Source organism: Pseudomonas pharyngis (genome assembly GCF_021602345.1).
Classification (GTDB): domain Bacteria; phylum Pseudomonadota; class Gammaproteobacteria; order Pseudomonadales; family Pseudomonadaceae; genus Aquipseudomonas; species Aquipseudomonas pharyngis.
Genome location: NZ_BQID01000006.1, coordinates 245,199 through 264,680 on the forward strand (window position 1 = coordinate 245,199; position 19,482 = coordinate 264,680).

At 60.3% G+C, this 19,482-nt stretch carries 20 protein-coding genes; 17 read left to right on the forward strand and 3 right to left on the reverse strand.

Features of this window, described 5'->3' with window-relative positions; all coding sequences use genetic code 11:
• Positions 1–4 precede the first annotated feature (4 nt).
• The 15 genes from fliH (at position 5) to flhB (ending at position 12,286) form a co-directional block, all read left to right on the forward strand.
• Complete coding sequence (gene fliH, locus L6D74_RS14895; RefSeq protein WP_236189653.1) at positions 5–811, forward strand: flagellar assembly protein FliH; 807 nt, start codon at positions 5–7, stop codon at positions 809–811.
• Positions 801–2,159 (forward strand): flagellar protein export ATPase FliI, encoded by a 1,359-nt coding sequence (fliI, locus tag L6D74_RS14900; protein ID WP_039765593.1) that lies wholly within the window; start codon positions 801–803, stop codon positions 2,157–2,159. The genes fliH and fliI overlap by 11 nt, the downstream gene beginning before the upstream one ends.
• Positions 2,160–2,165: 6 nt before the next feature.
• A complete protein-coding gene (gene fliJ / locus L6D74_RS14905; protein ID WP_039765596.1) occupies positions 2,166–2,615 on the forward strand; it encodes a flagellar export protein FliJ in 450 nt (149 codons plus the stop codon).
• A gap of 101 nt (positions 2,616–2,716) precedes the next feature.
• Positions 2,717–3,022 carry an STAS domain-containing protein gene (locus L6D74_RS14910; protein WP_039765597.1) on the forward strand — a complete coding sequence of 102 codons (306 nt, stop codon included), beginning with the start codon at positions 2,717–2,719 and terminating at the stop codon, positions 3,020–3,022.
• Between the two features lie 5 nt (positions 3,023–3,027).
• Positions 3,028–4,731, forward strand: a complete 1,704-nt coding sequence (locus L6D74_RS14915) for an ATP-binding SpoIIE family protein phosphatase (RefSeq protein WP_236189654.1) — start codon at positions 3,028–3,030, stop codon at positions 4,729–4,731.
• 30 nt (positions 4,732–4,761) lie between these two features.
• Complete coding sequence (locus tag L6D74_RS14920; RefSeq protein ID WP_007951942.1) at positions 4,762–5,109, forward strand: Hpt domain-containing protein; 348 nt, start codon at positions 4,762–4,764, stop codon at positions 5,107–5,109.
• Between the two features lie 105 nt (positions 5,110–5,214).
• Positions 5,215–6,576: a flagellar hook-length control protein FliK gene (locus L6D74_RS14925; protein WP_236189655.1), complete on the forward strand. Its 1,362-nt coding sequence runs from the start codon at positions 5,215–5,217 to the stop codon at positions 6,574–6,576.
• Positions 6,577–6,873: 297 nt separating this feature from the next.
• Entirely contained in the window at positions 6,874–7,377 is a 504-nt protein-coding gene (fliL, locus tag L6D74_RS14930) for a flagellar basal body-associated protein FliL (RefSeq protein ID WP_064594377.1), read from the forward strand.
• Between the two features lie 9 nt (positions 7,378–7,386).
• Positions 7,387–8,355, forward strand: a complete 969-nt coding sequence (gene fliM, locus L6D74_RS14935; RefSeq protein WP_003222890.1) for a flagellar motor switch protein FliM — start codon at positions 7,387–7,389, stop codon at positions 8,353–8,355.
• Between the two features lie 57 nt (positions 8,356–8,412).
• A complete protein-coding gene (fliN, locus tag L6D74_RS14940; RefSeq protein ID WP_007951948.1) occupies positions 8,413–8,871 on the forward strand; it encodes a flagellar motor switch protein FliN in 459 nt (152 codons plus the stop codon).
• A complete protein-coding gene (fliO, locus tag L6D74_RS14945) occupies positions 8,872–9,330 on the forward strand; it encodes a flagellar biosynthetic protein FliO (RefSeq protein ID WP_236189656.1) in 459 nt (152 codons plus the stop codon).
• Complete coding sequence (gene fliP, locus L6D74_RS14950) at positions 9,330–10,088, forward strand: flagellar type III secretion system pore protein FliP (RefSeq protein WP_007951950.1); 759 nt, start codon at positions 9,330–9,332, stop codon at positions 10,086–10,088. Before fliO ends, fliP begins: the two co-directional genes overlap by 1 nt.
• A complete protein-coding gene (fliQ, locus tag L6D74_RS14955) occupies positions 10,085–10,354 on the forward strand; it encodes a flagellar biosynthesis protein FliQ (protein WP_007951951.1) in 270 nt (89 codons plus the stop codon). The genes fliP and fliQ overlap by 4 nt, the downstream gene beginning before the upstream one ends.
• 3 nt (positions 10,355–10,357) lie before the next feature.
• Positions 10,358–11,143, forward strand: a complete 786-nt coding sequence (gene fliR / locus L6D74_RS14960; RefSeq protein ID WP_039765607.1) for a flagellar biosynthetic protein FliR — start codon at positions 10,358–10,360, stop codon at positions 11,141–11,143.
• Between the two features lie 3 nt (positions 11,144–11,146).
• Positions 11,147–12,286 (forward strand): flagellar biosynthesis protein FlhB, encoded by a 1,140-nt coding sequence (gene flhB / locus L6D74_RS14965; protein WP_064594382.1) that lies wholly within the window; start codon positions 11,147–11,149, stop codon positions 12,284–12,286.
• A gap of 225 nt (positions 12,287–12,511) precedes the next feature.
• On the opposite strand, the gene L6D74_RS14970 is transcribed toward flhB, so the two are convergent.
• The 3 genes from L6D74_RS14970 to L6D74_RS14980 all read right to left on the reverse strand — a co-directional run bounded on the left by L6D74_RS14970 (position 12,512) and on the right by L6D74_RS14980 (position 16,264).
• The gene (locus L6D74_RS14970; RefSeq protein ID WP_236189657.1) at positions 12,512–12,886 is read right to left on the reverse strand and encodes a DUF6124 family protein; all 375 of its coding nucleotides are present in this window, start codon (positions 12,884–12,886) and stop codon (positions 12,512–12,514) included.
• A gap of 535 nt (positions 12,887–13,421) precedes the next feature.
• Positions 13,422–15,683 (reverse strand): hypothetical protein, encoded by a 2,262-nt coding sequence (locus L6D74_RS14975; protein WP_236189658.1) that lies wholly within the window; start codon positions 15,681–15,683, stop codon positions 13,422–13,424.
• A gap of 242 nt (positions 15,684–15,925) precedes the next feature.
• Positions 15,926–16,264 carry a DUF6124 family protein gene (locus tag L6D74_RS14980; protein WP_236189659.1) on the reverse strand — a complete coding sequence of 113 codons (339 nt, stop codon included), beginning with the start codon at positions 16,262–16,264 and terminating at the stop codon, positions 15,926–15,928.
• A gap of 230 nt (positions 16,265–16,494) precedes the next feature.
• On the opposite strand from L6D74_RS14980, the gene L6D74_RS14985 reads away from it, so the two are divergent.
• On the forward strand, positions 16,495–17,163 hold the full coding sequence (locus L6D74_RS14985) for a hypothetical protein (RefSeq protein ID WP_236189660.1): 669 nt from the start codon (positions 16,495–16,497) through the stop codon (positions 17,161–17,163).
• 187 nt (positions 17,164–17,350) lie between these two features.
• Positions 17,351–19,480 carry a flagellar biosynthesis protein FlhA gene (flhA, locus tag L6D74_RS14990; RefSeq protein ID WP_085611522.1) on the forward strand — a complete coding sequence of 710 codons (2,130 nt, stop codon included), beginning with the start codon at positions 17,351–17,353 and terminating at the stop codon, positions 19,478–19,480.
• The last annotated feature ends 2 nt before the right edge of the window (positions 19,481–19,482 follow it).

Genomic DNA, 19,482 nt, shown 5'->3' on the forward strand with positions numbered 1-19,482 from the left:
GCCCATGGACAAGCATGACGACGATGTGACGGACCTGATCCGTGCCCGGGACGTCCGCGGCTTCGATACCTGGGCCTTGCCCAGCTTCGATCCGCCGGCGCCTGAGCCCGAGCCGGAACCGGAGCCTGAACCGCCGGAAATGGAAGAAGTGCCGCTGGAGGAAGTCCAGCCACTGACCCTCGAAGAGCTCGAAAGCATCCGTCAGGAGGCCTACAACGAGGGCTTCGCCATCGGTGAAAAGGAAGGCTTTCACAGCGCCACCCTCAAGGTGCGCCAGGAAGCCGAAGTGGTCCTGACGGCCAAGGTCGACAGCCTTGAGCAACTGATGGCGCACCTGTTCGAGCCTATTGCCGAGCAAGACACCCAGATCGAAAAGTCGCTGGTCGACCTCGTGCAGCACATCGCCCGTCAGGTGATTCAGCGCGAACTGGCCATCGACTCGACGCAGATCGAACACGTCATGCGCGACGCGCTCAAGCTGTTGCCGCTGGGTGTGGGCAATGTGCGGCTGTACGTCAATCCGCAGGATTTCGAACAGGTCAAAGCCCTGCGCGAACGTCATGAGGAAACCTGGCGCATCGTCGAGGACGAAACCCTGCTGCCGGGCGGTTGCCGGGTCGAGACCGACCACAGCCGGATCGATGCGAGCATCGAAACCCGCGTCAGCCAGGTCATGGCCAAACTGTTCGACCAGTTGCACGAGCAGGCCCTGCACCCGGCCGCGCCGGACCTGAGCCTCGACTTACCGGAAGCGCCAAAACCGGCACCGGTCGCAGAAGAGCCGCTCGCGGACGCCCCCGATGCGCCTTGAACGCACCAGCTTCGCCAAGCGCCTGAGCACCTACGCCGAGGCCACCGAAATCGCCGGTGCACCGATTCTCGAAGGGCGCCTGCTGCGCATGGTCGGCCTGACGCTCGAGGCCGAAGGCCTGCGCGCCGCCATGGGCACCCGCTGCATGGTGATCAACGACGACACCTATCACCCGTCCCAGGTTGAGGCCGAAGTCATGGGCTTTTCCGGCAGCAAGGTGTTTCTGATGCCGGTCGGCAGCGTGGCCGGCATTGCCCCGGGCGCCCGCGTGGTGCCGCTGGCCGATACCGGCCGCCTGCCGATGGGCATGAGCATGCTCGGTCGCGTGCTGGACGGTGCCGGACGTGCGCTGGACGGCAAGGGCGGCATGAAGGCCGAAGACTGGGTGCCGATGGACGGCCCGACGATCAACCCGCTCAACCGAGACCCGATCAGCGAACCGCTGGACGTCGGCATCCGTAGCATCAACGGATTGTTGACGGTCGGTCGTGGTCAGCGTCTGGGCCTGTTCGCCGGTACCGGTGTCGGTAAGTCGGTGTTGCTGGGCATGATGACCCGCTTCACCGAGGCCGACATTATCGTCGTCGGCCTGATCGGTGAGCGGGGTCGAGAAGTTAAAGAGTTCATCGAGCACATCCTCGGTGAAGAAGGCCTCAAGCGCTCCGTAGTGGTGGCGTCGCCGGCGGACGATGCGCCACTGATGCGTCTGCGCGCGGCGATGTACTGCACGCGGATCGCCGAATATTTCCGCGACAAGGGCAAGAACGTCCTGTTGCTGATGGATTCCCTGACCCGTTTCGCCCAGGCCCAGCGGGAAATTGCCCTGGCCATCGGTGAGCCGCCGGCGACCAAGGGTTATCCGCCGTCGGTATTCGCCAAACTGCCGAAACTGGTGGAGCGCGCCGGTAACGCGGAGAAGGGCGGTGGTTCGATCACAGCGTTCTATACCGTGCTGTCCGAGGGCGATGACCAGCAGGACCCGATTGCCGACTCTGCGCGGGGTGTACTTGACGGGCACATCGTGCTGTCCCGGCGGCTGGCCGAGGAAGGGCATTACCCGGCCATCGATATCGAAGCCTCGATCAGCCGGGTGATGCCTGCAGTCGTGGCGCCGGAACACATGCAGCGCGCGCAATACTTCAAGCAGCTGTGGTCCCGCTATCAACAGAGCCGCGACCTGATCAGCGTCGGCGCCTATGTCGCTGGCGGTGACCGCGAGACGGACCTTGCCATCAATCTGCAACCGCAACTGGTCAGATACCTGCGTCAGGGGCTCAACGACAAAATCAGCCTGGGTGAAAGCGAGGCGTACCTCGAAACGATTTTCGCCCCGGCGGCCGGCGGGTAACCGGCCATGGCCCTGAGTCGAGCCGCGCGTCTGGCGCCGGTGGTGGACATGGCCGAGAAGGCCGAGAAAACCGCCGTGCAACGCCTGGGCTACTTTCAGGGGCAGGTGAAAGTGGCCGAGAGCAAACTCGCCGACCTCAACGCCTTTCGTCTGGATTATTCGCAGCAGTGGATCGTGCGCGGCAGCACCGGCGTGACCGGTCAATGGCTGCTGGGTTTTCAGGGCTTCCTGGCGCAACTCGACACCGCTGTCGATCAGCAGCGCCAGAGCCTGCAATGGCACCAGAACAACCTGGACAAGGCCCGTGACGCCTGGCAACAGGCATTCGCTCGGGTCGAAGGCCTGCGCAAACTTGTACAACGCTACCGCGACGAAGCCCAGCGCGCCGAAGACAAGCGCGAACAGAAGCTGCTGGACGAGTTGTCCCAGCGTTTGCCGCGGCACGAGGTGTTTTGACGAGCCGATCTCTGACAGATCGCGACGCCATCGCGCCTTGCCCATGGCCCCTCCAAGTGCTAAACCTTGTACAGGTTCGTCAATGACAAGGAAGCCAGTACATGTCAGTCGTTACAGAAGTGTCTGCGGATGGGCAAAAGTTGACGATTTCCGTCAAGGGCCGATTCGACTTCGGTCGCCATCAGGAATTTCGCGAGTCCTACGAGCGGCTCACTAAAAAGCCTGACTCCATCGTGGTGGATCTCAAGGATGCCACCTATCTCGACAGTTCGGCCCTGGGCATGTTGCTTCTGTTGCGTGATCACGCCGGCGGTGACGACTCGGATGTTCGGGTGGTCAACAGCAATTCGGATGTGCGCAAGATCCTCGCCATCTCCAACTTCGACAAATTGTTCGACATCAGTTGACGGCCATGCAGCCGCAAGAGCCGCTGACGATCCTGATCGCCGAAGACAGTGCCGCTGACCGGCTGCTGTTGTCGACCATCGTCCGTCGCCAGGGGCACGAGGTGCTGACGGCCACCCACGGTGGGGAGGCGGTCGAGGCATTTATCCGGCAAAAGCCGCATCTGGTATTGATGGACGCCATGATGCCGGTGATGGACGGGTTCGAAGCTGCACGGCAGATCAAGAAGCTGGCGGGTGAAAGCCTGGTGCCGATCATCTTCCTCACCTCGCTGACGGAAAGTGAAGCGCTGGCCCGTTGTCTTGAAGCCGGTGGTGACGACTTTCTGGCGAAGCCGTACAACCAGGTGATCCTCGCCGCCAAAATCAAGGCGATGGATCGCTTGCGACGTTTACAGGCCACGGTTCTTCAACAGCGCGACCTGATCGCCAAACACCACGACTATCTGCTCAACGAGCAACGGGTCGCCAAGGCCGTGTTCGACAAGGTCGCGCATTCCGGTTGCCTGAGCGCACCGAACATCCGTTACCTGCAATCACCCTATGCGCTGTTCAACGGCGATCTGCTGTTGGCCGCGTACACCCCGGCCGGCGACATGCATGTGTTGCTCGGTGACTTCACCGGTCACGGTTTGCCGGCGGCGGTCGGCGCCATGCCGCTTGCCGAGGTGTTCTATGGCATGACGGCCAAGGGTTACGGTCTGGCCGAAACCCTGCGGGAAATGAACGCCAAGCTCAAGCGCATCCTGCCGGTGGACATGTTCTGCTGCGCGACGCTGTTGTGCCTGAGTTTTCAGCGGCGCTCGGTGGAGGTCTGGAACGGCGGCATGCCCGACGGCTATCTGCATTGCCTCGCCACGGGCGAGCGCACGCCGCTGGCAGCGCGTCACTTGCCGCTGGGGGTGCTCAGCCCGCAGACTTTCGATGACCGCACCGAGGTTCACCCGATGGCGGTGGGCGACCGGGTGTTCCTGCTCTCGGACGGGGTCATCGACACCTGCGATGCCAACGATCAGTTGTTTGGTGTCGAGCGCCTGCACAAGGTGTTCGCCACCAATCGCCAGCCGGATCGGCTGTTCGAGGACATCGAGCAGGCGCTGCAGGACTTTCGCGGTGAGGCCCGGGACGATGTGAGCATGGTCGAGGTCAGCCTGCTGGAGGCCGAGCAGATCAATCCATCGGCGCCGGTGTATTCCGACAGCGGCCAGTCCTGTCCGCTGGACTGGTCAGTGAGCTTCGAATTTCGCGGTGCCACGCTCAAGCGCTTCAATCCGTTGCCTTACCTGTTGCAGTTGCTGCTGGAAGTGCATGGATTGCGGGCGCAGAGTGGCGCGTTGTACAGCGTGCTGGCCGAGCTTTATTCCAATGCGCTGGAGCATGGTGTACTGGGCCTGGACTCGAGCCTCAAGCGCGATGCCTCGGGCTTCGCCCATTATTACGAGCAGCGCAATGCGCGCCTCGAGGCCCTGCAGGACGGTTATGTGCGGGTGCATTTGCAGGTGCGGCCGGAAGGCGAGGGCGGTTGTCTGGTGGTGCGGGTCGAAGACAGCGGTCAGGGATTCGATGTCTCGCGCGTGATGGAGCGGCCGCTGGACGAAGTCCGTCTGTCGGGGCGCGGTGTCAGTCTGGTCCGGCAATTGGCCCGAAATGCCAGCTGGTCAGACGATGGTCGCAGTGCCCGCGTGGAGTTTTTCTGGGAGGCTCTGGCATAATCCGCGCATTCTTGATCAGGGAGTGAACAAGTGGCTGATACACATGTGGACCACGAGGCGCTGAGCGCGCTGCGGGAAGTGATGGAAGACAGCTATCCGGAACTGCTGGATACCTTTCTTGCCGATTCCGAAAATCGCCTGCGGGAGTTGCAGCAGACTGCCGATGCCGACGCATTGTCTTCCGTTGCGCACAGCTTCAAGGGCAGCAGCAGCAACATGGGCGCGACCCGTCTTGCGGTGCTGTGCCAGGAGCTGGAACAGCATGCCAAAGACAAGAGCCCTTCTGAAATCATCAAACTGGTCGCCGATATTCATAGCGAATTCGCCGATGTGCGGCCCGTTTATGTCGCCGAGCGACAGCGCTCGCTGACGCACTGATCCTGCCGCCGGGCGGTTTTGTCGGATTTCTGACGAAACTGGCCCGGCACTTGCAGTCATCTATCCCAACTGTACCTACGATCCCAGTGCAGCGGAGACCGTGCCATGCCTGCAAGCCCCAACATTCTTCTTCAGACCGCCGCCCAGGCCAAGGCGCAAGCTGCCTCGGCCAAATCATCGGCAGTGGCCGCAGAGCCCGGGGACAAGGCCTCCAGCTTCGCTCAGGTGTTCGCCGATCAAGGCCCGAACAAGCCCTCGGTGACCGTCGACAATTCGGTCAAGCCTGCCCGTGACAAGGTTGCCGACAACAGCGGCAAGAAAGACCTCGGCAAGGATCAGTCTGCCGCCCCGACGCCGGCGGTTGCCGATAGCGGCAAAGCCTTGCCCGCCGACAAACCGGCGACGGCGGCAACGGACGACAAGACCACGGCCGATGACGAAACGGCTGAAACAGCGCCGGCCCCTGTTGCCGATACGGCGCCACTGGATCCGGCACTGGTGGCGGCGGTGGAGCCCGTCGTCACGGCACCGGTGGTGGACACGCCGGCCGTCGAGACAGCTGCGCAACCGGAAACCGACAAACCTGCCGTGGCGGCATTGCCAGGAATGGTCAAGGATCCGGCGCCGGCCACTGACCCGGCCTTCGACCCCGAGGCGGATCCGCTGGATTCGCTTCCCGCCGTGCGCCTGGCCATGGAGCAGAGCGGTCACATTTCCGCTTCCAGCCAGTCCCAGCCCAAGGCCACCCCGGCCCAGGCGCAGGCCGACGGTGAGTTGACCTCGGCGCAGAATTTCGCTGCCGGCATGGCCAGCATGCTGGATGTGCAGGCGGACAAGGACAGCACCAGTCAGGGCGGTGAAAAAGCGTTCAGCGGTCTGATCGATGACGGCCTGAAAGACCTGAAGACCGCTACCAGCGACACCCGGGTGGATGATTTCGCCAACCGTCTGGCGGCGCTGACCCAGGCTGCCACACCGAAAACCGCCAATGCGGTGCCGGTGAACCAGCCGATCGCCATGCACCAGAACGGCTGGACCGAAGAAGTGGTCAACCGGGTCATGTACCTGTCGAGCAACAACCTGAAGGCCGCCGACATCCAGTTGCAGCCAGCCGAGCTTGGGCGTCTGGATATCCGGGTGAACATGGTGCCGGACCAGCAGACCCAAGTGACCTTCATGAGCGCGCATCCGAGCGTGCGTGAAGCCCTCGACGGTCAAATGCACCGCCTGCGCGACATGTTCAACCAGCAAGGCATGGGGCAGGTCGACGTCAACGTTTCCGACCAGAACCGTGGCTGGCAGGGCCAAGGCCAGGAACAGGCGCAGCAGGGGCAGAGTGGTCGCACCAGCGCTGCCGGCGGTCGCCTGGATTCGGCTGAAGAAGAGTTGACGCCGACTGCCGTGGCTGAAGCGGCGGCCACCGCCACTCACGTGATCGGCTCCAGCGCCGTCGACTACTACGCCTGATCAAATCAAAAGCCCCTCACCCTAGCCCTCTCCCGGAGGGAGAGGGAACTGATTGGGGGATGCTTGAGATGCTCGCTAACCTGATTGTTTGGGCTGAATCCAAGTCGACTCGGTGCCTCAGGTCGATATATCACGACAAGACAACTCGATCGGCTCCCTCTCCCTCCGGGAGAGGGCTGGGGTGAGGGTTGCTTTTGACTTCAGCGTTGTCTCCGCTACTACCTACACTTCTGGCATAACACTTGCTCTTGCCTTGCCGTGCGACTGTGAAAACCCGATTAGTGACGGATTATTGGCATGGCGAAGAGCGAAGCTGCAGCAGTAAAAGACCCCGCAACCAAAGGCAAACTCAAGCTGATCATCATGATCGTGCTGGGTCTGTTGCTGGCCATCGGTACGTCCGTGGGGGCGACGTGGTTCTTCATGCACAGTGCCCAGAGCAAGCCTGCGGCGGCCGCCGAAGCGGCCCCGGTCGGCAAGCAACCGGCGATTTTCGAGCCGATGGCGCCGGCCTTCGTGGCCAACTACAACCAGAACGGCCGTCAGCGCTACATGCAGGTGAGCATCACCATGCTGGCGCGCAATCAGGCGGATCTGGAAGCGCTCAAAGTGCACATGCCGGTGATCCGCAACAACCTGGTGATGCTCTTCTCCGGTCAGGATTTCGCCACGCTGGCGACCCCGGTCGGTCAGGAGATGTTGCGCCAGAAGGCCACAGCCAGCGTCCAGGAAGTGGCGCAGAAAGAGCTGGGCAAAGTGGTGATCGAACAGTTGCTTTTCACTAATTTCGTACTGCAGTAGGAACACGACATGGCCGTGCAGGATCTGCTGTCCCAGGATGAAATCGACGCGCTGTTGCATGGCGTCGACGATGGTCTGGTACAGACCGATAACGCTGCCGAACCCGGCAGTGTCAAAAGCTACGACCTGACCAGCCAGGATCGCATCGTCCGTGGACGCATGCCGACTCTGGAAATGATCAACGAGCGTTTTGCCCGCTACACCCGCATCAGCATGTTCAACATGCTGCGCCGCTCGGCGGACGTTGCCGTCGGTGGCGTACAGGTGATGAAGTTCGGCGAATACGTGCACTCGCTGTACGTGCCGACCAGCCTCAACCTGGTCAAGATCAAACCCCTGCGCGGCACCGCGCTGTTCATCCTCGACGCCAAACTGGTGTTCAAACTGGTGGACAACTTCTTCGGCGGCGACGGCCGTCACGCCAAGATCGAAGGGCGTGAATTCACCCCGACCGAACTGCGCGTGGTGCGCATGGTGCTGGAGCAGGCGTTCGTCGACTTGAAGGAAGCCTGGCAGGCGATCATGGAAGTCAACTTCGAGTACATCAACTCGGAAGTGAACCCGGCCATGGCCAACATCGTCGGCCCGAGCGAAGCGATCGTGGTCTCCACGTTCCACATCGAACTCGACGGCGGTGGCGGCGATCTGCACGTGACCATGCCGTACTCGATGATCGAGCCGGTGCGCGAAATGCTCGACGCCGGTTTCCAGTCGGACCTCGACGACCAGGACGAACGCTGGGTCAATGCCCTGCGCCAGGACGTGCTCGACGTCGACGTGCCGATCGGTGCCACCGTGGCGCGCCGCCAGTTGAAACTGCGCGACATCCTGCACATGCAGCCGGGTGACGTGATTCCGGTGGAGATGCCGGAAGACATGATCATGCGCGCCAACGGTGTGCCGGCCTTCAAGGTCAAGATGGGCTCGCACAAAGGCAACCTTGCGTTGCAGGTGATCGAGCCGATCGAGCGCCGCTGAAGCGGCGCCCTCACTCCCTGATTCTTTTACCGGTTTTTTGCCCGCCGAGGACAAATGATGAACGACGATATGAACACCCAGGACGATCAGGCACTGGCCGATGAATGGGCTGCCGCCCTGGAAGAAACCGGTGAAGCCGGGCAGGCCGACATCGACGCGCTGCTGGCCGCCGATGCAGGCGCTTCGAGCTCCAACCGTCTGCCGATGGAAGAGTTCGGCAGCGTGCCGAAGAACAACGACCCGGTGACCCTCGACGGTCCGAACCTGGACGTGATCCTCGACATTCCGGTGTCGATCTCGATGGAAGTGGGCAGCACCGACATCAACATCCGCAACCTGCTGCAACTCAACCAGGGTTCGGTGATCGAGCTCGATCGTCTGGCCGGCGAGCCGCTGGACGTGCTGGTCAACGGCACCCTGATCGCTCACGGTGAAGTGGTGGTGGTCAACGAAAAGTTCGGCATCCGTCTGACTGACGTGATCAGCCCGAGCGAACGCATCAAGAAGCTGCGCTGAGTGAAAAAGGTTCTGGGGGCTTTGTTCGGCCTGGCACTGGCGTTGCCGTTCAGCGTGCTGGCGGCCGAGCCGGTGGCGACCACGGCAGCGACGGCTGCGCCTGCCGTCAACAGCGGCGTGGCGGGGCAGCTGACGCAGCTGGTGCTGGGGCTGTTGCTGGTGCTGGGGTTGATCTTCTTCCTCGCCTGGCTGTTGCGCCGGGTGCAGCAGGCAGGTCCCGCCGGCAAGGGCCAGGTGATCGAGTTGATCGGTTCCCGCGCGCTCGGGCCGCGTGACCGTCTGATGCTGGTGCAGGTCGGTAGCGAGCAGATTCTGCTCGGCCTCAGCCCCGGAACCATCACTGCGTTGCACGTGCTCAAAGAGCCGGTCGAGGTGCCGAGCACCGCCGACAAAGCGACTCCGGAATTTGCCCAGCATCTGTTGAAGATCCTCGGCAAGGATCAGAAGGATAAGAAGTAATGGGTGCGTTGCGCATCGTCTTGACCCTGGCCTTGATGTTGGCCGCGCCGCTGGCATTCGCCGCCGATCCGTTGTCGATCCCGGCGATCACTCTGGGCACCAACGCCGAGGGCGCGCAGGAGTACTCGGTCAGCCTGCAAATCCTGCTGATCATGACGGCGCTGAGCTTCATTCCGGCCGCCGTCATCCTGATGACCAGTTTCACTCGCATCATCATTGTCTTCTCGATTCTGCGTCAGGCCCTGGGCCTGCAGCAGACTCCGTCGAACCAGATCCTCACCGGCATGGCGCTGTTCCTGACGCTGTTCATCATGGCGCCGGTGTTTGATCGCGTGAACAACGATGCCTTGCAGCCGTACCTCGCGGAAAAGCTGACCGCCCAGCAGGCAGTGGAAAAAGCCCAGGTGCCGATCAAGGACTTCATGCTGGCCCAGACCCGCTCCAGCGACCTGGAGCTGTTCATGCGCCTGTCCAAGCGCACCGACATCGCGACGCCGGATCAGGCGCCGCTGACGATTCTGGTGCCGGCATTCGTGACGTCTGAACTGAAGACTGCGTTCCAGATCGGCTTCATGATCTTTATCCCGTTCCTGATCATCGACCTGGTGGTCGCGAGCGTGCTGATGGCGATGGGTATGATGATGCTGTCGCCGCTGATCATTTCACTGCCGTTCAAAATCATGCTGTTCGTGCTGGTGGATGGCTGGGCGCTGATCATCGGCACCCTGGCCAGCAGTTTCGGAGGTGTATCGCCATGACGCCAGAAGTAGCGGTCGACATCTTTCGCGAAGCCCTGTGGCTGACCACCATGATGGTGGCGATCCTGGTGGTGCCGAGTCTGCTGGTGGGCCTGCTGGTGTCGATGTTCCAGGCCGCGACCCAGATCAACGAACAGACCCTGAGCTTCCTGCCGCGTCTGCTGGTGATGCTGGTCACGCTGATCGTCGCCGGCCCGTGGCTGGTGCAGACGTTCATGGAATACATCACCCAGTTGTACAAAAACATTCCGATGGTCATCGGCTAAGCCATGCAATCGCTGCTTCAGCTGACCGATACCCAGATCAGCACCTGGGTGGCGACGTTCATGCTGCCGCTGTTTCGCGTCGCCTCGATGTTGATGGTGATGCCGGTCTTCGGAACCACGCTGGTGCCCCGGCGGATCCGTCTGTACTTCGCTTTTGCGATCACCGTGGTGATCACGCCCAACCTGCCGCCGATGCCGGCGGTCAGCCCTCTGGACCTCAGCGGTCTGCTGTTGATTGCCGAGCAGATTCTGGTGGGGGCGGTGCTGGGCTTCTCTCTGCAACTGTTCTTTCAGGCTTTCGTGGTGGCGGGGCAGATCGTCGCGATCCAGATGGGCATGGGCTTCGCGTCGATGATCGACCCTACCAACGGCGTGTCGGTGGCGGTGATCGGGCAGTTCTTCACGATGCTGGTGACCTTGCTGTTCCTGTCGATGAACGGGCACCTAGTGGTGTTCGAAGTGCTCACCGAAAGCTTCACCACGCTGCCGGTCGGCGGCGGGCTGATGACCACCCATTACTGGGAGCTGGCCGGCAAGCTCGGCTGGGTGCTGGGCGCCGCGTTGTTGCTGGTGCTGCCGGCAGTCACCGCGCTGCTGGTGGTCAACATCGCCTTTGGCGTGATGACCCGCGCCGCACCGCAGCTCAACATTTTTTCTATCGGCTTTCCGCTGACCCTCGTACTCGGCCTGTTCATCGTCTGGGTCGGGCTGGCGGACATTCTTAATCAGTATCAACCGCTGGCCACCGAGGCCCTGCAGTTTTTACGCGAACTGGCACAGGCGCGCTGAGTCATGGCTGAGAGCGAAAGCGGTCAGGACAAAACAGAAGACCCCACGGAGAAGCGCAAAAAGGACTCCCGGGAAAAGGGTGAGATTGCGCGTTCCAAGGAGCTCAACACCCTGGCGATCATGCTCGCCGGCTCTGCCGCGCTGCTGATTTTTGGCGGGATGCTGGCGCAGGATTTGATGGACCTGATGCGCCAGAACTTCACGCTGTCGCGGGAAGTGATCATGGATGAGCGCTCCATGGCCACGTTCCTGATGAGTTCCGGATTGCAGGCACTGCTGGCGATTCAGCCGATCATGATCACCTTGTTGCTGGCGGCTTTCCTCGGGCCGATCGCGCTGGGTGGCTGGCTGTTCGCCGCCGGTTCGCTGGCACCCAAGTTCAGCCGGATGAACCCGGCCGCGGGCCTCAAGCGGATGTTCTCGATGAAGGCCGTGGTCGAGTTGCTCAAGGCGCTGGCCAAGTTTCTCATCACCTTGGGCGTGGCGCTGGTGGTGCTCAATGCGGACATCGACGATCTGCTGCGCATCGCCCACGAGCCGCTGGACCGGGCGATCATCCACAGCTTGCAACTGGTGGGCTGGAGCTCGCTGTGGCTGGCCTGCGGGTTGATCATCATCGCGGCTGTCGACGTGCCCGTGCAGATCTGGGAAAGCATCAAAAAGCTCAAGATGACCAAGCAGGAAGTGCGCGACGAGCACAAGGATCAGGAAGGTCGGCCGGAGGTCAAGCAGCGCATTCGCCAAGTCCAGCGCGAGATGTCGCAGCGGCGGATGATGGCGGCGATTCCGGATGCCGACGTGGTCATCACCAACCCGACCCACTACGCCGTGGCGCTCAAGTACGACGCCGAGAAGGGCGGGGCGCCGATGCTGCTGGCCAAGGGCAGCGATTTCCTGGCGCTGAAGATCCGCGAAATCGCCGTGGCCAATAACGTCATGCTCCTCGAATCGCCAGCCTTGGCGCGTTCCATCTACTACTCCACGGAGCTGGAGGAAGAAATCCCCGGTGGCCTGTACCTGGCGGTCGCTCAGGTCCTGGCCTACGTTTATCAGATCCGCCAGCACCGCGCGGGCAAGGGCAAGTTCCCGGAACCGCTCAAGGACGACCTGCCGATCCCGCCGGATCTGCGGCGCGATTCCTGATGCTGATGAAGTAAAAAAACCGCCATCCGGTTGCATCCGGTGGCGGTTTTTTTATGCCCGATGACCTGTGTTGCCTGTGAGGCCGCCTTCGCGGGCAAGTCGAATCGTCGCACCGCCGCTCCCACAGTGATTTGTGGTGTGCTTATATTTCCCGAGCGACGCTAAACCTGTGGGAGCGGGCTTGCCCGCGAAGGCGTCAGTAGCCACGGCACATCACTCAATCCCTTACCCAGGGTTCGGCGACTGCGGTATTTCCAGATTATCCAGCACCCGATTCACTGCCAGCTCCCCGAGCATGATCAGTTGCCCAATCCCCACCAGCGTCCTGCGCTGCGAGGCGGGCATGAGGTGGGTGAAGTCATTGACGATGGTTCTGGCTGAAGCCAGGGTTTCGCAGGCATCGGCCAGCAGTTCTTCGTTTTTGAAGTCTGCGGTGACGGCGTACATTCTGCGGGTCTTGCGCGGTGGTGGCGTGGAGCCGGGCGGGCAGAGGTAGTGATCGAGGGCGCGGTCGGCGGCTTCGTGAAGCTTTCTGGAATCGAGGGATTCGTAGGGCGAGGCGGGATCGGTTTCGGGTGGGTTGGGTGTGGGTTTGATCATGGTGAAGCTCCTGAGTTATGGAGCCACTCTTCCCCTGTCGCTAAACAAGTAAAGGTGGCAGCTGTACGCAGGTTAGCGAACCGGTCTCAGGCACCCGGTAGACCCAAAGGTCTCCCGCATACAGCCGCCATAACGTTATTGCGGACGAAGAGTCCCACAACGAAGCCATGAACGCTGATGCGCTGAGAAAGTTCGAGTCGCTAAACCCGATCGCTGATTCGTCAGCGACCGGCCCACAATAGAACTCGACCCCAAGGCGCACAAGCCGGCGGATTCTGGCGTAGCTGTAGGCAACGGCGCAAGGATTCGTAGCCTGTAAGGCGTGTCTGAAGGTGTCTTTTAAACGCCGGAGTTTAAGAGGTAAAAGATCGCGTGGCAGTCTCTGGGAGCTATCCCATCAGACCCTTAGGGATTCGCCGTTACGCCGAGCATGGCGACATGCGCAATGCTCAGCGGTATGACGGCAAAGGAGAAGTCGCTCAATTGAACATTGTGAAGTTATCCAGGTATGTGCTGCTTCCTCCAATAGTAATATCTATAAATTTGATTTTTTACTTGGTTTTTCTGTTATGTCAACCCATGCTTGCTGCTGTCCACCATATGGCGGGGTGTCCTCGTCTTTAACTAGTTGTAGGTTTTCGTCGTAGCATTTGTATGATGACTGTGTGCCATAAAAAAAGGCGGCAATGCCGAATCTGATGCTTTTTGCTGGGTGGTTAAGTGTGAATCTTAAAGTTGCAGTGGTGTACCCGATTAAGGACTTTGCAGTTATTTGAGGGGCGAAACCATAGTCACTACTGGAGAGCCATACATCTCCTGTCACTACCGTAACGCTCATGCTGGGGAAATACATGACCGTACCAGGGGGTATGCCACCCACTGTGCCTGTCTCGAAGTCCTCTACCGTTACTATAGGGTTTTTCAATAACTTTAAAGTTAAAGTCGGAAAAGCAATGGGCGCCAAATTGTTGGTGGCGCTTGGCAATACTTCAAAGGAAACTTTGAAGTCGGTGTCATGCTTCAGGGATGATAGTTGTTCTCTAGTCAGTGTTTCTTTTATTCCAGAGGTTGTTTCCGTATCGGTTATTTTGTGGTTGGTCAATATCGGGATTGTGTGGTCGTTATTGTTATTGTCTTTCCCCGAAAGTGTTAGTTGCACAATGTTATCCGTGCTGATACCTGTCCATGGCCGCACGGTAACCTCAGCGTTTCCTTGAAAAGAATTCAAATCCAGCACTTTGTCATCCGGTGCCTGTGGAATTTTCGGCGAGGGTAGCCGTGGATCTCCATTCGCGATCTTCAGCAAAGTTACCTTGGTCGCATCTGATTCACCCGCTTCTCCACCATCGCGATTCAAATTCCAGCGCAATTCGATCACCTTGCCATGTCGCGCCGCCAGATACGCCGGGCTCAACACCGTATCCACCGGCTTGTTGTTGAACTCCACCAACGGAAATGGTGGCGAGCCTGCTGGTGGATCGACCTCCACCAGCCTTGCCCGGTCGCCGTCCCGCGCCTGTAGGTGCTCGATGCGTACCGTCACTCCATTCGGATAGGCCAACACATCGATAGGGTTGACGGCCGGAGCCACCAGAAACGGCGGTAGCAAATCCTCCGGAGTCGATCCCGTCACCGTGGCGGTCGCCGGTTTGGAAGTGCCCACCAGATCGCCGTTCGGCTCGCGCAGTTCGTAAGTCACGATGACGTTGCTACCGGCAAAGATCTTGTTGTTCGGCACTTCAAGGATGCAGGGTTTTTTCTGCCCGAACGGATCCGCTTCTACTTTGCCGCTGACGGTTACCACCACATCAGCGGGTTGCCCCGTATTTTTCGCTGTGTACGTCGCGATGACTTCATAGCCCGCGACAAAGCGCTGGTCGATCGTCAGGACCACCAGCAGCAATGGCTTGCCCGCCAGTTTCACCAGATCGATTTCCTCGGCGTCGTCGCCGGGATAATCCTCCATCCGCTCCAGCAGGATCGCCATTGGCAGACGCGTACCATCCAGATCCTCATCCACCGTCTGTACCGGCGACCACGGTGCATCGGTGTCCGGGCCGTTGCCGAGCTGATCGGTGACGGTGTAGGAAAAATGCAGCTTTTTATCCAGCCGTTTCGCCTCGTCCAGAAAGGCGCGGGTGATGGTGAAGCAAATGGTAATGGGGATTTCGTCACCGGGATTCGGCGGTTGCGGCGCCTGATTCGGATTGACCCTGGGCTTGGGCTCCAGCAGTTCGCCATTGCACTTGAGGGTGATGAGGTCATACGCCCGGCAATATGGATAGGCAACGCACACCTCGGCGCTGACGAAATCCGGGCCGACGCCGTTCTTGATCTCATCGGGCAGTAGCAATTTGAGTTCGGAGTGGCCACCGGGGTCGGTCAGGCGATCCTTCAGGCCGGGGCGAATCCGGTTGTAGAGCATTTCGAGCGGGGGCGTGGACGTCCCTAAATTGCTGCTTCCACGCCTGATCGTGTAGTACAGCTTGTTGACCCGGTCCGGATGTAGTCGACCCTTGGGAATACGCAGCGTGGTGCGTGCGTTCGGATCGACAATGGTTTCGCTGTCCAGTGCTGCCGGTTCCCCCTCAAGCCAAAGCTCCATGACGTCTCCGGGATCCATGGTGCCCGTCGACGGCGGATCGACGAGAACGACTGCACCTTCACCATCGGTGACCAGATCATAGGCGACCAAGGGCACGCCGATATGTGCACCTTCCACGGGCGTGGTCTGGCCATTGACGATTGGCGGATAGAGAACGAAAACGGTGTCGTCCGGTGGGGTTGAAGTGGTCACGGTTGAGGCTCCTGCGCGGTGGGAACGGGCAGGAGCTATCAGAGCGCTAAACGATGAATTTCGCACCTGTCAGATCTGACAGGTGACGGCGGTTTTGCGACGAGTGGTCGTGTACTGTATGAAAAAACCGCCGTCCCGGTTGATTCGCAACGGCGGTTCTTTTTGTCTGGAAAGATGTGTTGCCTGTAAGTCAGCCTTCGTGAGCAAGCTCACTCCCACAGGAGGGCAACAGTGGCGACGCGTTAATTCGGCAATTCCAGATTATCGAGCACCCGATTCACTGCCAGCTCGCCGAGCATGATCAGTTGCCCAATCCCCACCAGCGTCCTGCGCTGCGAGGCGGGCATGAGGTGGGTGAAGTCTTTGACGATGGTTCTGGCTGAAGCGAGGGTTTCGCAGGCATCGGCCAGCAGTTCCTCGTTTTTGAAGTCTGCGGTGACGGCATACATTCTGCGGGTCTTGCGCGGTGGTGGCGTGGAGCCGGGCGGGCAGAGGTAGTGATCGAGGGCGCGGTCGGCGGCTTCGTGAAGCTTTCTGGAATCGGCGGATTCTGGCGTAGCCGTAGCCGTAGCCGTAGGCAATGGTGCAAGGGCTCGTAGCCAGTAAGGCGTGCCTGGAGGTGTCTTTTAAACGCAAGAGTTTAAAAGACGCTTTGTGCCGTCGGTCTGAAAGTTTTCACGACCTGTTAGTTATGACAGTAGACGGCTGTCATTACCTGTCGCCTCATAAACCCGGAGGTCACGCCGTTTCCTGCTCGCGCTCTGCGAGCACGGTGGGTGATGGCTCATTCACTTTAAATCGGGGATAAAACATGACAACGCGCACTTACCGAAAACTGCCGGGCATGGAGATGGAGTTCGTTTCAGGGAGGCTGGAAAGGGATGCCGGAGAGAGGGCCATTTTCTATGAGGTGACGTTCAGCCTGAAGCTGGACTTTCTCAACTTTCTGGTCATGGCTAATCAGTACATTCCTGGTTATCTGGATACGCCGATAAATGCGATCCGCCCGGAGCTCGCCGGGTTTGCGTATCACTACTCCTACAATTACTTCTTTGGTGCGGCCGGTAATATCAGCGATAACCCGTCGTTGTTCGCTCTATTCACCGACCCTGGTTATTACATGGACCAGTGGGCGAGTGATGGCGGGCCCGTAGAGCGACGTTATGGAAAACCCTCGTTCACGGTGGTCGGCAACCAATTGCGCATCACGACGCGGCAATATTTTCGGCTGGATGCGGGCGCGCCTCCGATCGAAATCAGCGACCTGCCATTCATACGTTTCGAATGGGCCTTGAATCTGATGGAAGGTCAGGAGAAGTCCACTAATGTCGCGCCTGTCACCAGGGCGGTACTGATGTATACGGAGGAGGACGTTGTCGATGCCGGCGGTCAAAGCGTGTTCAGGGGCACGCGCTATCTGGATAATGCATCCCTTTCCATCGGTCCGATCACTTCGGCGCACATTCTGGTAGCCAGTTGACTATCAGGGTTTTTTCTCAGTGAACATCGCTGAATAGGGGCGGGCGCACGACGTGCGTGCCGCCCCTTTGTGCATTCATCACCCCCTCTGTTTCACGCTTTGGCAAAAGTTGGAAGGCTTCTTGCAGTAGCCGCCGTGCGCCTGCTTCGGGCGTCAAAAGTTTGCTTTAAAGGAACGGGGAAAACCGGTGGATCGCACTCAGTTATTCAACACTGCTCGCACAAACGTTGCCGACCTCAGTCGAGGCAATCTGGGTGTGCCGCTGTTGCTGCTGGTCATGCTGGCGATGATGATGTTGCCGGTGCCGCCGTTCCTGCTCGACGTGTTCTTCACCTTCAACATTGCCCTGTCGATCGTCGTGCTGCTGGTCTGCGTGTACGCCTTGCGGCCGCTGGATTTTGCGGTGTTCCCGACGATCCTGCTGGTGGCGACGCTGTTGCGACTGGCGCTGAACGTGGCGTCGACGCGGGTGGTGATGCTCCACGGTCAGGACGGCCACGCCGCTGCCGGTAAGGTGATCCAGGCCTTCGGTGAGGTGGTGATCGGCGGCAACTACGTGGTCGGTATCGTGGTCTTCGCGATCTTGATGATCATCAACTTCGTCGTGGTGACCAAGGGTGCCGGGCGGATTTCCGAGGTGAGCGCGCGTTTCACCCTCGACGCGATGCCCGGCAAGCAAATGGCGATCGACGCCGACCTCAACGCCGGTCTGATCGATCAGGCCCAGGCCAAGGCCCGTCGTCAGGAAGTGGCCCAGGAGGCGGAGTTCTACGGTTCGATGGACGGTGCCAGCAAGTTCGTGCGCGGTGACGCCATCGCCGGCCTGCTGATTCTGTTCATCAACCTCATCGGCGGCATGGCCGTCGGTATCTTCCAGCACAACATGACTTTCGCCGACGCGGGCAAGGTTTACGCCTTGCTGACCATCGGTGACGGTTTAGTGGCGCAATTGCCATCACTGTTGTTATCTACAGCGGCGGCGATCATGGTGACCCGTGCTTCCGGCTCGGAAGACATGGGCAAGCAGATCAATCGCCAGATGTTCGCCTCGCCCAAAGCGCTGGCGGTGGCGGCCGGTCTGATGGCGGTCATGGGCCTGGTGCCGGGCATGCCGCACTTCTCGTTCCTGACCATGGCTGCACTGGCTGCCGGTGGCGCTTACCTGTTCTGGAAGAAGCAGAACGTGGCCAAGGTCATCGCGCTGGAAGAGGTAAAGCGTCAACAGGAACTGCTGCCGTCGCCGGCCCGCGCCATGGAAACCAAGGAGCTGGGCTGGGACGACGTGACTCCGATCGACATGATCGGCCTGGAAGTCGGCTACCGCCTGATTCCGTTGGTGGACCGCAACCAGGGCGGGCAATTGCTGGCGCGGATCAAGGGCGTGCGCAAGAAGCTTTCGCAGGATCTGGGCTTCCTGATGCCGACCGTGCACATCCGCGACAACCTCGACCTGGCGCCGAGCGCCTATCGCCTGACCCTGATGGGCGTGATCCTGGCCGAAGCCGAGATCTACCCGGATCGCGAACTGGCGATCAACCCGGGTCAGGTCTACGGCTCGCTCAACGGCATTACCGCCAAAGATCCGGCTTTCGGCCTGGAGGCGGTGTGGATCGAAGTCAGCCAGCGCGCCCAGGCGCAATCGCTCGGTTACACCGTGGTCGATGCCAGCACCGTGGTTGCGACCCACTTGAACCAGATTCTGTACAAGCACTCCAGCGAGCTGATCGGCCACGAAGAAGTGCAGCAATTGATGCAATTGCTGGCCAAGAGCTCGCCGAAACTGGCTGAAGAGCTGGTGCCGGGCGTGGTTACGCTGTCGCAGTTGCTCAAGGTGCTGCAGGCGTTGCTGGCCGAACACGTGCCGGTGCGCGATATCCGCAGCATTGCCGAAGCCATCGCCAACAATGCCGCCAAGAGTCAAGATACCGCCGCTTTGGTGGCCGCTGTGCGGGTCGGCGTATCTCGCGCCATCGTCCAAAGCATTGTAGGGACTGAGTCGGAGCTGCCAGTTATCACGCTGGAGCCAAGGTTGGAACAAATATTGCTCAATAGTCTGCAGAAGGCAGGACAAGGCTCGGAAGAGGGCGTTCTGCTGGAGCCGAGCATGGCCGAGAAGCTGCAGCGTTCGCTGATCGAAGCAGCGCAGCGCCAGGAAATGCAAGGTCAGCCGGTGATCCTGTTGGTAGCAGGCCCGGTACGCGCGATGCTCTCGCGCTTCGGTCGCCTGGCAGTTCCCGGACTGCATGTGCTGGCCTACCAGGAAATTCCGGACAACAAGCAAGTGACCATCGTTGCGACAGTAGGGCCCAACGGCTGAGG